The sequence below is a fragment of the Actinoplanes sp. NPDC049802 genome (assembly GCF_040656595.1).
GTDB lineage: Bacteria > Actinomycetota > Actinomycetes > Mycobacteriales > Micromonosporaceae > Actinoplanes.
In genome coordinates this window covers 28,294-43,012 of the sequence record NZ_JBFAMR010000037.1, presented here as the reverse complement: position 1 = coordinate 43,012, position 14,719 = coordinate 28,294, and the positions used below count along the sequence as shown (strand labels likewise).

General features: G+C 71.8%; 11 protein-coding genes. 4 read left to right on the top strand and 7 right to left on the bottom strand.

Annotated elements, in window-relative coordinates; translation table 11 throughout:
- Positions 1 to 24: 24 nt before the first annotated feature.
- From AB0I88_RS24560 to AB0I88_RS24530, 7 genes are read right to left on the bottom strand one after another with little or no spacing between them, the layout of a single operon-like run.
- On the bottom strand, positions 25 to 1,212 hold the full coding sequence (locus AB0I88_RS24560; protein WP_361028834.1) for a pyridoxamine 5'-phosphate oxidase family protein: 1,188 nt from the start codon (positions 1,210 to 1,212) through the stop codon (positions 25 to 27).
- A complete protein-coding gene (locus AB0I88_RS24555) occupies positions 1,209 to 2,942 on the bottom strand; it encodes an acyl-CoA dehydrogenase family protein (RefSeq protein ID WP_361028831.1) in 1,734 nt (577 codons plus the stop codon). Before AB0I88_RS24555 ends, AB0I88_RS24560 begins: the two co-directional genes overlap by 4 nt.
- The gene (locus AB0I88_RS24550) at positions 2,939 to 3,997 is read right to left on the bottom strand and encodes a methyltransferase (protein WP_361028828.1); all 1,059 of its coding nucleotides are present in this window, start codon (positions 3,995 to 3,997) and stop codon (positions 2,939 to 2,941) included. Before AB0I88_RS24550 ends, AB0I88_RS24555 begins: the two co-directional genes overlap by 4 nt.
- Complete coding sequence (locus AB0I88_RS24545; RefSeq protein ID WP_361028825.1) at positions 3,994 to 4,779, bottom strand: N-acetyltransferase; 786 nt, start codon at positions 4,777 to 4,779, stop codon at positions 3,994 to 3,996. The genes AB0I88_RS24550 and AB0I88_RS24545 overlap by 4 nt, the downstream gene beginning before the upstream one ends.
- A 15-nt stretch (positions 4,780 to 4,794) precedes the next feature.
- Complete coding sequence (locus tag AB0I88_RS24540; protein WP_361028822.1) at positions 4,795 to 5,571, bottom strand: leucyl/phenylalanyl-tRNA--protein transferase; 777 nt, start codon at positions 5,569 to 5,571, stop codon at positions 4,795 to 4,797.
- 13 nt (positions 5,572 to 5,584) lie between these two features.
- A complete protein-coding gene (locus AB0I88_RS24535; RefSeq protein ID WP_361028819.1) occupies positions 5,585 to 8,512 on the bottom strand; it encodes a thioester reductase domain-containing protein in 2,928 nt (975 codons plus the stop codon).
- A 14-nt stretch (positions 8,513 to 8,526) separates the two neighbouring features.
- Complete coding sequence (locus AB0I88_RS24530; protein WP_361028816.1) at positions 8,527 to 9,762, bottom strand: cytochrome P450; 1,236 nt, start codon at positions 9,760 to 9,762, stop codon at positions 8,527 to 8,529.
- 283 nt (positions 9,763 to 10,045) lie between these two features.
- On the opposite strand from AB0I88_RS24530, the gene AB0I88_RS24525 reads away from it, so the two are divergent.
- The 4 genes from AB0I88_RS24525 (at position 10,046) to AB0I88_RS24510 (ending at position 14,649) form a co-directional block, all read left to right on the top strand.
- The gene (locus AB0I88_RS24525) at positions 10,046 to 10,732 is read left to right on the top strand and encodes a response regulator transcription factor (protein WP_361028813.1); all 687 of its coding nucleotides are present in this window, start codon (positions 10,046 to 10,048) and stop codon (positions 10,730 to 10,732) included.
- Positions 10,733 to 10,744: 12 nt separating this feature from the next.
- Positions 10,745 to 12,139 (top strand): HAMP domain-containing sensor histidine kinase, encoded by a 1,395-nt coding sequence (locus tag AB0I88_RS24520; RefSeq protein WP_361028810.1) that lies wholly within the window; start codon positions 10,745 to 10,747, stop codon positions 12,137 to 12,139.
- Between the two features lie 102 nt (positions 12,140 to 12,241).
- The gene (locus AB0I88_RS24515) at positions 12,242 to 13,168 is read left to right on the top strand and encodes a 2OG-Fe(II) oxygenase family protein (RefSeq protein ID WP_361028807.1); all 927 of its coding nucleotides are present in this window, start codon (positions 12,242 to 12,244) and stop codon (positions 13,166 to 13,168) included.
- Positions 13,165 to 14,649 (top strand): lyase family protein, encoded by a 1,485-nt coding sequence (locus AB0I88_RS24510; protein ID WP_361028804.1) that lies wholly within the window; start codon positions 13,165 to 13,167, stop codon positions 14,647 to 14,649. The genes AB0I88_RS24515 and AB0I88_RS24510 overlap by 4 nt, the downstream gene beginning before the upstream one ends.
- The last annotated feature ends 70 nt before the right edge of the window (positions 14,650 to 14,719 follow it).

Genomic DNA, 14,719 nt, shown 5'->3' with positions numbered 1-14,719 from the left:
GCTCCTGCCCGTCCGAGGGCTCGGTCATGGCCGGACCGGCAGCCGGTCCAGGTCGTCCCGGGGCACCTCCGTCCGCCGGTCGATCCGGTCGGTCTCCCACGTCGAGGTGTCGATCAGCCACCACCGGTCCACGGTGACCAGGTAGAGCCGGTGCGCGGCCGGCGCGGCCAGCCGGGCCGGTTCCAGCTGGTACTCGGCCCGCTGCCGGGGGTCGGGGAACACCGCCCGGTAGAAGCCGGCGTGGTAGCCGGGCAGATCGTCCGGGGAGATCTCCACGCACGTCCCGGTGAACTGGGCGCCGTCGGTCGCGGCGACGTCCAGCCCGGGACCGGCCGGGGCGGTGAACAGAGCGCCGCTCACCGAGGCGTTCGCCGCCACGTCGAGGCTGTGCCGGGAACCGGTCGCCGAGCCGAACACCAGGCGCAGCGGGCCGGCGAACCACGCGTACTCGAGGGTGGCCACCCACGGCTCGCCCTCCGGTGACACGGTCGCCAGGTTGACGTAGCGGGCCCGGTCCAGCAGACGGCGGGTCCGGTCCAGCGGGGCTGAGGGCTGCTCCGTGCCCTCGGCCATGGTCTGCCAGAAGGCGGTCTCCAGGGCGTGCACCGTGGTCGCCGTGCGGACGGCGTCGGCCGGATCGTCGCCCGCCGCCAGGCCGTCGCGCAGCGTCTGCTCGGCCAGGTCCAGCAGCTCCCGCGGAGTGTCGGCGAAGAACCGGAAGTGTCCGACCGCCTTGTCGTCGAAGCCGTACCGGCTGGTCAGCGCGTCGGCCACCCGCGCGTACAGAGCGCCCGAGCCGGGAGCGTTGGCGAGCAGCGCCAGGGCCACGTCGCTGCGGGTGCCGTGCACCGCGGTCCGGGTCAGGTACGCGGGGTACGCCTGGGCGAGCGGCCGGGGCTCGTACGATCGCAGATCCAGCTCGCTCATCCCGGTCGCCACCGCGAAACCGTCCAGCAGCAGCAGCGCCGTCGCCTCGCCCTGGGCCATCGCCAGGAACAGATCACCGCCGGCGCCGGCCGGGAAACGAGAGCCCAGCAGGGCGAAGCTGCGCCGGTCGCTGTCCACCAGGCGGTGCAGCTCACCGGCCAGGGCCCGGAGCCGCTCCCGCGGTATCTCGCCGGTCTCCAGCCGGTCGACGAACGGGTTCGGCCGCTGACTCGCGGCCATCCGGTCCCGTGCCTCGGCGACGAGGCGGCTCACCTCGCTGGTCATCGCGGACTCCTTCGCTGCTGCGGACCCGGCGCCGGTTCGGCGATCCACGGGCCGTCGATCGACGGGTCGACGACACCCTCCTCCAGCCAGGTGAGACCGTCGGCCAGGACGGCGCGGGCCAGCGCGCGGTCCTCGGCGTCGGTGTTGTCGGTGGTCGAGGTCAGCAGGGCGGTGATCCGGGTCCGGGCCTGCCGGCAGAACGTGTCGGCCAGCCGGGCCGGGGTGTCGTCGCCGGGCCGGAGGGCCGCCGCGTAGGCGCAGGCGGTGCTCATCGCGTACAACTCGGCCGCGACGTCGACGAGCCGGCCCACGGTCCGCTGTCCGGTGTCCGGGTCGCCGTCCTGCCCGGCGAGCTCGGCGAACGCCGCCGCGACCCGCCCGGCCGTCTCCGCCGCGAAGCCGAGATGACCGGTGAGCGTGTCGGTGGCGAAGCCGGGATGATCGGTGAGCGGCTCGGCGGCCGGTTCGGGGGGAGCGCCCCGGTGCAGGGCGACCACCGCGTCGGCGATGAAGACGCGCAGCGCCTCCGTCGACCCGTCGAAGATGCGGCCGATGCGGACGTCGCGCAGCAGCCGCTCGGCGGGCACCCCGCGTTCGCCGCGGGCCGCCGCCGACTCGGCCGTCTCGTACCCGCGGCCGCCGCGGATCTGCACCAGGTCGTCGGCGACCCGCCAGGTGTGCTCGGCGGCGAACAGTTTGGCCAGCTCGGCGTCGAGGGCGGTGTCGGCGCCCCGGTCGGCCCGGCCGCCGGTGATCTCGACCATCGCCTCCAGCGCGAACGCGGTGGCCGCGAGGTAGGCGATCTTCCCGGCGATCGCGTCGTGCTCGCCGATCGGACGGCCCCACTGGACGCGGGCGTTCGACCACTGCCGGGCGATCCGCAGGCTCCATTTGGCGGCGCCGGCGCTGACCGACGACAGTGACAGCCGTCCGGTCTCCTGTGCGGCCAGCGCCACGGTCAGGCCCGCGCCCTCCGGCCCGATGCGGCGGTCCGCCGGGACCACCACGTCGTGCAACCGGATCACCCCGTTCTCCAGCCCGCGCAGGCCCAGGAACGAGCTGCGGTGCGCCACCGTCACCCCGGGGGCGGTGGCGTCGACCACGAACACCGTCATCCCGCCGGGCCGGCCGGCGCCCGGCGGCACCATCGCCATCACCACCAGCAGGTCGGCGATGGTGCCGTTGGTGGTCCACGACTTCACGCCGTTGAGCGTGTACGTGTCGCCGGCCGCGTCGGGGACGGCGGTGGTGCGCATCCGGAACGGGTCGTTGCCGATGTCCGGTTCGGTCAGCGCGAAGGCGGAGATCTCGGTGGCGCACCGGGGCAGCAGCGCGCGCTTCTGCTCCTCGGTCCCGGCCAGCAGGACCGGCTGCGGCAACCCGATGGCCTGATGGGCGGCGAGCAGTTCGCCGAGTGACGAGTGGGCGCTGTTGACGATCATCAAGGCGCGCAGGTAGCAGCGTCCGGACAGGCCGAGCCCGCCGTACTCACGGGGGATCCGGATGGCGAGGGCGCCGAGCCGCCGCAGACCGGTGACCACGTCGTCCGGGATGCGGTCCTCGCGTTCGATCAGGTGGCTGTCGACCTGCTTGTCGCAGAACTCGCGGAGGCCGGCCAGGAACCGTTCGTCGGCGTCGGTCAGGCGCCGCGGATCGCCGGCCGGCGGTGTGAGGAGAGCGGTGCGGAGCCGTCCGAGGAACAACTCCGCACCGAAACCGGCCGTGGTCATCGGGTACCGGTCAACGTCGCCCGGATCATCGACAGCGGTCCGGCGGCGCCGATCCGCACCGACTCCACGGTGAACCCGGTCGAGGCGAGCATCTCCCGGAACTCGGACTCGGTCCGCTCCCGGCCGCCGGCCATCACCATCATGTTCACGTCGGTGAAGTAGGCGACCGCCTGATCCGGGTGGGCGGTCTCCGGCAGCACCGTCCCGACGACGAGCAGGGTCGCCGACGCGGGCAGGCGGTCCCGGCAGGACCGCAGCAGGGCCAGGGCGTCCTCGTCGTTCCAGTCCTGGAACACGCTCTTGATGATGTACAGGTCGCCGTCCTGCGGGATGTCCTGGAAGAAGTCGCCGGGCCGTGCCTCGGCCCGGTCGGCGACCCCGGCCTTCTCCAGCACGCCGGCCGCGTCGGCGATCCCGTTCGGGCTGTCGAAGACCGTGCCGCGCAGGTGCGGGTGGGCGGTGAGCAGGGCCGCGATCAAGGTGCCGTCGCCGCCGCCGAGGTCGACCACCCGGGACACGCCGGAGAAGTCGTAGGCGGCCGCGACCCGGGCCGCCGCGACCCGGGACTCCTCGCTCATCGCGTCGTGGAACAGGGCGCTGAACTCGGGGTCGGCCGCCAGGGCGGTGTAGAAGTCGGAACCCTTGGCCCGGTCGAAGGCGAGGTCGCCGGTGGCGACCGCGGAACCGAGACCCTGCCAGGCGGTGAGCCACATCGGGCTGCAGAACACCCGGGTGAAGGCCCGCAGCGAGTCCGGCGAGTCGGACCGGAGCAGGGCGCCCACCGGGGTCAGCCCGAAGCGGCCCGGTTCCGGCTCGGTGGTGATGCCGGTCGCGGCGAGCAGGCGCAGCACACGGCGCAGCGACGGCTCGTGCGTGCCGAGTTCGGCCGCCAGTTCGCCGCTGTCGCGTACCTCGTCCTTGATCAGGTCGGCGAACCCGAGGTCGGCTACCACGGCGAGGGCGTGCGAGGTCATGTATCCGCCGATCCGCTCGATCAGAGCGGTCCTCAGCCGGAGACGGTCGGTGGTGGCGGTGTCCAGTCCACTGATGCTCATGACTTGTGGTCCTTCGTGTCGGTGGGAGTGTCGAGACGGTGGCGAACCCAGACGTTGGGCTCGATGTAGACGGCGTGTCCCCGGGCGACGTCGGCCACCACCGGGGTCAGCGCGCCGGGCACGTCGACGGGTCCGCTGGTGTCGAACGGCAGCCGGGTCCAGTCGCGCCATTGGGTGAGGCTTCCGGAGATGGTCATCGAGGCGGGACAGACCTTGACGATCTCGCCGCCCGAGCGGACGTGCACGCGCAGCCACGGGTCCTGCGGCAGCCCGTCCGGGCGGGTCAGCGCGGCGTACTCGGTCATGCTCAGGTGGGTGGCGGTGTGCGCGAGGCTGGGGCGCACCGGCGCGAGGAGATCGCCGAAACCCTGGTCACGGGCGTGGTCCTGGAGCGCCCGCAGGGTACGGGCGGACAGGTTGCGCAGCTGGTGCCCGGGGACGACGGCGATCTCCAGGGCGCACAGCGCGGTGAACGGGCGGCCGAGGTAGGTGTCGGACATGCACTGGCGCAGCGCCTCGTCCCACCCGGTGCCGGGCAGGCCGGCCGGGTCGCCGTCCCAGGCCAGCGGTGCGCTGGCGGCCCGGGCCACGACGGTCCGGGTGTCGTCCAGGACCACCAGCTGGTGGGCGGCGTGCCGTTCGAAGATCCAGTGGACGAGGACCGGGTCGGGGCGGATGTAGTCGGGCCACGTCGACTCCATCGTCAGCATGGCAGTTTCCAGGTCGGGGCGGTCGGCGAGACTGGCGACGTGCAGTCCCGTGCCGGAGGTGCTCGAAACCATGACGGGATCTCCGGGTCAGTCCACCGCCGGCCGGACCGGCCGGCGGCCGGCGGGCAGCGATGTCGGTGGATGCGGGGCGCGCAGCAGGCGCAGGTATCGCTCGCGGGGGACCGGCCGTGCCCCGAGCAGCCGGACGTGGTCGCTGTCCCGCTGGACATCGACGGCCACCCCGCCGGCCTCGGCGAACCGGCGGGTCAGTTCGATCACGGCGGCCTTCCCGGCGCCGCTGCGCAGCGTGAACTGCGAGTCGGCGCTGAAGACGGTCCCGATCCGGATGCCGAACACCCCGCCGATCAGGTCCGGGCCGTCCCAGACCTCGACGCTGTGCGCGTAGCCGTACGCGTGCAGCCGGGTCAGACTCGCCAGCAGGGTGTCGGTCAGCCAGTGCTCGTCACGTCGCTGCCGGCACTCGGCCACCACCCGGGTGAAGCAGGCGTCGGCGGTGGTCGTCCAGCCGGCGTTGCGCAGCTGGCGGCGGAGACTGCGCTGGACGTGCGCTCCGGGGACGGTGATGACCGGGCGCGGATCGGGGGAACACCAGGCCACGCTGTACGGGTCCCGGCTGCCGGTCTGGAGCGCGATCCGTCCGGAGGCCACCTCGTCGGCGTGGCTGAGCTCGTTGAGCAGCTGGTGTTCCAGTCCGGGCGCGGGGAACGGGTACAGGCCCCGCCGGTAGGCGTCCAGCAGCGTACGGGGACTGAGATCGTCACCGAACGCGACCGGGCCGTCGGCGGGAGCCCTGGTCAGGTCCAGGTGGTGCCACACCGATCGGGGCCGCACCGGGCTCGGCATCAGCACGGCTGCCTCACAGGAAGTCCACCCTGGTCAGATAGCCGATGTACCGGTCCAGCAGATCGGTGCTCACCGGCGGGATGACGATGCCGCTGCCGCGCAGGGCCTCCTCCACGTTGTCGCGGGTGAAGACCGGGAACGTCGTCTCCAGGTACATCTCGGCCACGCTCATCGTCCCGGCGGCGCAGCGGTCGATGAACAGCGGCGCGAACGGGGTCATCGGGTGTCCCGGCTGCTCGATCGCGATCTCGGCGATCCGTTCCACCCATTCGTCCCACGGCACCGCGCGGACCTTGTGACCGTGGGCCCGCAACCGGTCGGCGAGCACCGAGATGTTCACCTTGCCGGGGTTGGTCAGGTGGTACACCTCGCCGCGGGGCAGCCGGGTGGCGGCGATGTGCGCGACCGCGGCGGCGAAGCAGTCCACCGGGGTGTAGTCCAGCGGCAGTTCGGCGATCGGCGCCAGGCCGGTGTCGACGACGAACTTCTTCATCGCACACATCTCGGTCGCCGTGTTCCACGCGCCGGTCCGCTGGTCGCCGGAGATGTCGGCGGCCCGGTAGACGGCCACCGGCAGCCCCTGTGCCGCGGCCTCGGCCAGCAGCGCCTCGGCCACCCACTTGCTCTCCACGTAACCGACCGACAGGTGATCGGCGTACGCGGACGGTGTCGACTCGGTGACGTGCCGGATCCCGGCGGTCCCGAATCCGGCGACCACCGCCATGGTGGAGGTGTAGTGCACCGGGATGTTGCGGTACCGGGCGGCCATCCGGATGATCTCGCGCGTGCCGCCGACGTTGGCCGGTCGCAGGTACGAGTACGGGTAGATGAAGTTGACGACGCCGCCGGGGTGGTGGATGACGTCGACGGTGCGGGCGAGCCGGTCGAACTCGTCATCGCTCAGGCCCAGCCGGGGTTCGGCCAGGTCGCCGGGGACCGCCCGGATCCGGCCGCTGTCCCGGTACCGTCGCAGGTCGTCCTGGAGGTAGTGCTCGGCGTTGGCCCGCAGCCGGGACATCGCCGAGTCCGGATCGGTGGCCCGGACCAGGCAGTGCACGGTGGCGTCGGTGGTGGCCAGCAGTTCCCGGAGCAGGTAGATCCCGAGGAAACCGGTGGCCCCGGTCAGCAGGACGTGTGCCGGGCGCTGCCAGGACGCCGGTTCGGCGGGGGCGCCGGGGACGGCCAGGCCCAGGGTGGACTCGGCGGTGAAGTCCACCGGCCGGGCGTCGTCGCCGAGCATCCCGGCCCGGGCCCGTTCGACGGCGGCGGCGAAACTGCGCAGCGTCGCGTCGTCCAGCAGCAGCCGGATCAGCGGGCGGATCTGGGTGATCAGGATGCCGAGCGACTCCCGCAGGTTGGCCAGCAGCTGGGCGGCTTTGAGGGAGTCGCCGCCGAGGCGGAAGAAGTTGTCGTGCGGCTCGACCCGGTCCACCTGGAGGACCTGCCGCCAGATGCCGGCGACCACCCGCTCGACCAGCCCGGTGCTCGGTGCCGGCGGATTCGCGGCGACGGCCGCGGACGGTGCCGGCAGCGTTTTCAGATCGACCTTGCCGCTGGCGGTCATCGGCAGGGCGGGCAGGTGCGTGAACACCGCCGGGACCAGATAGTGGGGCAACCGGTCGCGCAGGAAGGCCCGCAGGTCGCCGTCGGTCAGCTCGGCGGAGGTGGTGTAGTAGGCGGCCAGCCGGACCTCGCCGTCCGGGGCCCACGGCACCACCACCGCGTCGATCACCCGATCGTGGGCGGTCAGGGCGGCCTCGACCTCGGCCGGTTCGACCCGGAACCCGCGCACCTTGACCTGCCGGTCGGCACGCCCGGTGATCTGGAGATCCCCGGCGGGGGTCCGGTGGCCGACGTCGCCGGTGCGGTACAGGGGGTCCGGTCCCGCGACACCGGCGCCGGATATCCAGATCTCGCCCGTCCGGCCGTCCGGCACCGGCTTGCGGTCGTCGTCGAGCACGTGGACGGTGGTGCCGGGCAGCGGCCGGCCGACCGGGGCGGTGCCCTCGGCGGGCAGCACCTCGGCGGTGATGTCCATCGTGCAGGACGTGATGGTGGTCTCGGTCAGGCCGTACGCGTTGATCAGCCGCGAGCCGGGCATCAGGCGCAGCGCGGTCCGGCAGTCGTCGGCGTACACCGCGCTGCCGCCCACGATCGTCAGGCGCACCGGCAGGTCGACCGGGTCACGGCCGAGCGTGGACAGGAACGCCCGCCAGTACGACGGCGTCAGGTCCATCACCGTGACCCCGTGCTCGGTCAGCCGGGCGGCCAGGTCGCCGGGCGCCCACAGCCCGTCCGGCAGTACCAGCACCGCGCCGTTGAGCAGCGGCACCAGCATCTGCTCGATGGAGGTGTCGAACGAGACGGCCGCGAACTGGAGCACCCGGTCCCCGGGGCCGATCCGGTATCTGGCGTTCACCTCCTCGCACAGCCGGGCCAGTGGGCCGTGCCCGACACGGACGCCCTTCGGGGTGCCGGTGGAGCCGGAGGTGTAGATGACGTACGCGCCGTCGTCCGGCCCGGCCGGGACCGGTGCGGCGACGTCGTGTTCCGGCGTCGTGTCCACGGTGACGACGGTGATCGGCAGGCCGGTGAACAGGCCGCGGTCGTCCGGGCCGGTCAGGACCGCGGCGCAGCCGGCTCGTTCGGCGTACCCGGCCAGCCGGGCACGGGGGAGGCCGGGCTCCACCGGCAGGTACAGGGCTCCGGCCTTCAGCGTGGCCAGGAACGACACGACCAGGTCGATGGACCGTTCCAGGTGGGTCATGACCACGTCGCCGTGTTCCGTCCCCCGTTCGCGCAGGGCGGCGGCCAGCCGGTCGGAGCGCCGGTCGAGGTCGCGGTAACTGATCCGCTGATCGCCCTGGACGACGGCGACCGCGTCCGGGTGGGCCGCCGCGCGGGCTCTGAAGCTTTCGTGAACCGGTATCGATTCGCGCATTCCGTGCCCGCTCCCTACCGTGACTCGTGGTTGAGCAGGACGGGCAGGCAGGCGACGCCGTTGCCGATGAAGGTGTGCTCCGGCTCGATCGCCTCGGGCGCGACCGCCAGTTGCATCCGGGGAAATCGTTCGAACAGCGTCCGCAGCGCGATCCGGCTCTCCAGCATCGCCAGCCGTGATCCGGGGCAGAAGTGCGCGCCGGCGCTGAACGCGATGTGGTCCTTGTTCTCCCGGTTCAGATCGAAGACCTCAGGCCGCTCGTGTACGTCCGGATCACGGCCGTGTGCGCCGTAGGCGATGAGGATGGCGTCGCCGGCCCGGATCACCACGCCCTCGCCGAGGTCGATGTCCTCGGTGGCCCAGCGCATCGGCAGGTGCATGACCGGGCAGTTCAGGCGCAGCGACTCCTCGATCACGTCGTCCCAGCGCCCCGGGTCCTCCTGGACGATCCGCAGCTGGTCCGGATTGGCGAGCAGCTCGCGGATGGAGTGGTCGATGAGGTTGATCGTGGTGCCGCTGCCACCGCCGATCATCAGCAGCAGGGTGGCGATGAGCTCGTCCTCGGTCAGCGCGCTGCCGTCCTCGCGGGCGGCGATGAGGAAGCTGGTCAGGTCGTCGCCGGGGTCCCGGCGCCGGGCGGCGATCAGTTCGTGCATCGCGCCGACCAGTCCGGTGTTGATGTCGGTGGACTGTTCCTCGGTGGCGACGTCGGTCTCGCCGACCGCCCGGAACAGACGCAACAGTTCGTCCCGCTGGTCGTCCGGGACACCGAACAGGTCGCAGATGATCTCGGTGGGGACCCGGTACGAGAAGGCGGAGTGCAGATCCACCGGTTCGCCGGCCGGGAGAGCGGCGATGTCGTCGATCAGGTGGTTGATGACCTTCTCGGCCTGTGGCTGGAGGGCGGCGACCCGGCGCGGGCTGAGCGCGGGCGTGATCAGTTTGCGCAGGCGGAGGTGTTCCTTGCCGTCGGCGGTGGCCATGTGGTCGATGTCCACCCACGGCGACAGCCAGGCGACCGATCCCGGCTGGTAGCCGGGAACCGTGCGCTTGAGGTCCCGTGAGACGCCCGGGTGGGTCAGCAGCATCCGGACGACGTCGCCGCGGGTGACCGACCAGGCGCCGACACCTTCGGGCAGCTCGACGGGGACGGCCGGCCCCATCGCGCGCAGCTGATCCACCTGGGCGTACATGCAGCGGCCGCCGGAACTGTCCAGGGCGACGGTGGGCGTGGTGCTGAAAGCGATCACGTCATTCTCCTGTCCACGGGTTCAGCAGAACCTCGGACCCACGCTAGGTGCGCTCGGTGCAACGAATCGTCAAGCGCTGTTCAGGAGGTCGTTCAGCTTCCTCATTGAATCGACTGGCGACGATCCCGTAATTGATCACTCCAGTCGAATGGAATCGCGAGAGAATTCCCGGCTCTGAGCTGGGATGACGCAATCAATTCATCAGCGTCTATCACAGAATTGATGGTTAAAATTCCTGCCACTGGTCGAAACACCGTCCGGCACCGGGGGAGTGGGGACTACGTTGCGCATTCTGGTAGCTGAGGACGACGAGCACGTTGCCGACGCCCTGGCCGACGCGCTCCGCCAGCACGGCCACACGGTGATGTGGAAGGCCGACGGCGGGGAGGCGGTGCGAGCCGCGGAGGAGACCGATTTCGTCCTGCTCGATCTGGGTCTCCCGGACCTCGACGGTTACGAGGTGTGCCGCCGGATCCGGGCCACCTCCACCATCCCGATCATCGCGCTGACCGCCCGGTCCGAGGAGATCGACCGGGTGATGCTCCTGCAGGCCGGCGCCGACGACTACGTGGTCAAACCCTACGGATTCCGCGAACTGCTGGCCCGGATCGAGGCGGTGATGCGCCGGGCCACCCGGGCCGTCACCGCCGTCGCGGCGCCGCCGCGCAAGGACCCGCCGCTGGAGATCGGCGCCCTCAGCATCGAGGTCCGGGTGCGCCGGGCCTTCATGGCGGGCCGGCAGCTGTCCCTCACCGCCAAGGAGTTCGACCTGCTGGTCCTGCTCGCGGCGGAACGCGGCGCGGTGATCACCAGGGAGAACATCATCGAACGGGTCTGGGACGAGAACTGGTTCGGCTCCACCCGCACCCTGGACGTCCACGTCGGAACCCTGCGCATCAAGCTCGGCGACAAGCGGTGGATCGAGACCGTCCGCGGTGTCGGTTTCCGGCTGGCCGACCCGCGCGGCTGAGGAAGGCGACCCGTGCGCAAGCGGCTGCTGCTGACCTACCTCACCCTCACCGCCGTGATCCTGCTGATGCTGGAGATCCCGCTCGCCGTCGGCTACGCGCGCAACGCCTACCACCGGGCGGCCGGCGCGCAGGAACGCGACACCCTGGAACTGGCCGCCCCGGCCGCAGCGGTGCTGGCCGGCCGGAGTCCGGTGGCGGCCTTCGAGGACCGGCTCCGGCGTACCGGCGCGGTGGCGGTCCTGGTCGGCGCCGACGGCTCGGTGATCACGTCGTCCGCCGCGGGCGCCACCGCGCTGCGACCGGCTCTGGCCGATGCGCTGCGGGGCCGGGCCACCGGCCCGTCCCCGTTGCTCCGGGAGGCCCTCTGGCCAGAGCGGATCGTCATCGCGGTACCCGTCCTGGACGGCGGCGCGGTGATCGGCGCCCTGGGCACGGTCGCCTCCGGCGAGGTGGTGCGGGCCGAGGTGGCCGGGCGTACCGTGGTGCTGATCGGCGTGGCGATCCTGGCGCTGACCGCGGTCGGCCTGGCCGGCGTGCCGCTGTCCCGCTGGCTGCTGCGGCCGATCCGGCAGGTCGACCACACCGTGCGGTCCCTCCTGGACGGTACCTACGACGCGCGGGTGCGCTGTGTGGACGGCCCGCCGGAGATACGCGGGCTGGCCGACGGCGTCAACCGGATGGCCGACCACCTCGTCACCCTGCTCGACACGCAGCGGGACTTCGTCGCCGACGCCTCCCACCAGATGCGCAACCCGCTGACCGCGCTGCGGCTGCGGGTGGAGACCCTGGAAGCGGGGGTCCGACCGGAGTCACGGCGGCAGCTCCAGCAGGCGGTGGCCGAGATCGAACGACTGTCGCTGCTGCTCGACCAGCTGCTGCGGCTGGCCCGGGCCGAGGGCCGGGACCAGTCGGCGGCACCACTGGACGTGGCCTCGGTCGTCACCGCCCGGGTCGACGCCTGGGAGCAGGCCGCGGCCAGCAGACGCGTCACCCTCTTCGCGCCGGATCCGGGCGGGACCGTGGCGGCGTGCGTACCCGGGCATCTGGAACAGATTCTGGATGTCCTGATCGACAACGCCATCCACGCCTCGGACGCCGGCACGTCGATCACCGTGCGGCACCGGGCGATCGGCCGGTACGCCCGGATCCAGGTGATCGACGAGGGCCCCGGCATGTCGGCCGAGGACTGTCAGCGTGCGCTCGGCCGTTTCTGGCGCGGCGGTGACTCCGCCAAGCGGGACGGTTCCGGGCTGGGGCTGGCGATCGCGAACGCGCTGGCCAAAGCGAACAGCGGGTCGTTGCGTCTGTTGCCGAGCACCCCGCGGGGCACCGAGGCCCGGGTCGAGATACCACTTCGCGCCCTGCCCACCGGCTCCACCGGAACCCGGGTGTTCCGGGCCGTCTGAACAGGTTCTTGCCACGCCCTTGACGTTCTGCTGAACATCCGCTGACCCGCGTCTCGATACGTTCGTTGCCGTTCCAGCAAGCGCCCGAGCGATGGAGCTGTGATGACTGACGAATTCGTACCGATCATCGATCTTTCCGGCAGGGACACCGCGGCCGGCCGGGAACGGCTGGCCGCCGGGATCCGGTCGGCGTGTGAGAGGTCCGGGTTCTTCACCATCGTCGGGCACGGCGTGTCCCCGGACCTCGTCGATCGCATGTACACCACGACCAAGGGCTTCTTCACCCTCCCCGAGGAGGAGAAGGAACGCAGCGCCAACCAGGGCGTCGGCGTCTCCGGGCTGCGCCGCCCCGGCGGGCCGTACGAGGCGTTCGCCGCGCACGTGACCGGCGATCTGAGCGAGGCGGAACGGGCGGCGCTCGGCGACTACCCGGCGACCTGGAAGGCGGCCAACATCTGGCCGGACGCCGGATTCAAGGCGACCTGGGACGAGTACATCGCCGCCATGACCACGCTGTCCGCCGACATCATGCGGCTGTTCGCGCTGGCCCTCGACCTCGACGAGGACTTCTTCGACAAGAGGTTCGACCGGCACGTGTCCCTGCTGCTGGCCAACTACTACTACCCGGATCCCGACCCGGAGCAGCTACGCCGCGACGCGCACACCGACTGGGGCAGCCTGACCGTGCTCTACGTCGAGGACGACGCCGCGGGCCTCCAGGTGCAGGCCGGCGAACAGTGGCAGGACGTCCCGTCCATCCCGGGCAGTTTCGTGGTGAACATCGGCGACCTGATGGCGTTCTGGACCGGCGGCCGCTGGACGTCCACGGTGCACCGGGTGGTCATCCCGGAGTCGCACCACACCGGGTCCCGGATCTCCATCCCCTTCTTCTACCTGCCCAACCACGACACCTCGGTGGAGCCGATGCGGCCGCTGGCCGCCGGTGACAGCGCGGCCGACCTGGAGCGGGTCACCGTCGGCGAGTGGTTCGCCTGGAAGATGAAATCCACCTACCAGGCGTCCTCGTGACCGTCGCGCCGATCAGCGGACGGATCAGCGCGGCGCCCAGCGAACTGCTGCACGACGAGATCCTCGCACCCCAGTTCCGGTACGAGGCGGAGCACCTGCTGCCCTGGTACATCGCCATCGAGAAGGTGCTCGCCCTGGAGTACGGGCGGATGGGCACCGTGCCCGCCGAACTGGTCTCCAGGATCGGCCGGGTGCTGTCCGGCGTCACCGCGGAACGGATCAGCGCCAGCCGGACCGGCAACATGTCGGACATCGCCTTCGCCCTGGAACGCTTCCTGGAGGACCACCTCGACGTCACGGTCCCCGGCTGGCACGCCGACCGCAGCCGCAACGATCTCCAGTCCTGCGCCCAGCTGATGTTCGGCCGCGAGCAGCTGCTGGACACCGCGGAGCACCTGCTCGCGCTGGCCCGCACGGTGCACCGGGTGGCCGGCGACCACCTGGACACGCCGATGCCGGGTTACACCCACCTGCAGAGCGCTCAGATCATCACGCCCGGCTTCTACCTGTCGGCCGTCTGTGAGCAGGCCGTCCACTCGATGAACCGGCTGCTGGCCACCTACGACGGCATCGACCGGTGCCCGCTGGGGGCCGGCGCGATGGCCGGGCAGGAGCTGCCCTGGGACCGGAATCGGATGGCCCGGCTGCTGGGCTTCCGCGAGGCCGGGCCGCACGCCCTCACCGCGGTCGCCTCCCGCGACTGGGCGCTGGAGATCACCGCCGAGTTCGCCCTGCTCGGTGCGGCCCTGAGCCGCTTCGTCACGGACCTGATGACCTGGGGCGGCAGCGAGTACGGCTTCATCGAGCTGCCCGACGAACTGTCCGGCATCTCGGCGGCCATGCCACAGAAGAGGAACTATCCGGTGCTGGAGCGGATCCGGGGCCGGACGGCACACCTCAGCGCCTTCCATCTCGATCTCGTCCTCGGCCAGCGCAACACCTCGTACTCCAACTCGGTGGAGGTCTCCAAGGAGGCCGGCACCCACCTGCTGGCCGCCTGCACCACCACCCGCAGCGTGCTGCGGCTGCTCGGCAGCGTGCTGGACGACGTCCGGTTCGACGAGGCACGGATGCTGCGGGTCTGCGAACGCGAGTACCTCGGCGGGTTCACCCTCGCCAACCTGCTGACCCTGGACGAGGGGGTGCCGTGGCGACGGGCCCAGGTGATCGCCGGCCGGTACATCGTCGCCGCCACCGCCCGCGGCCTGGCGCCCCGCGACGTCGCACCCGACCTGCTGCGGGAGACCGCGCTGGAGGCGGGCTTCGCGCTGACCGATCCGGGCGGCGCCCTGACCGCGGCCTTCGACGTGCGGGCGAACCTGCGCCGGAAGACGTCCAGCGGATCAGCGCATCCCGGGGCGGTGCGGGAGCTGCTGGCCGGGCAGGCGGTCCGCCTCGACGAGCTGGCCACCGGATGCGAGCAGCGCCGGGACCGGGTCCGTGACGCGCTCGCCGGCATCGACCAGCGACTCGGCCTCTGACGGTGCCGCGGACCGGCATGGACACGGGGGACTGATGATCACTACCGTCAGTGATCACGCCGGAGTCGGC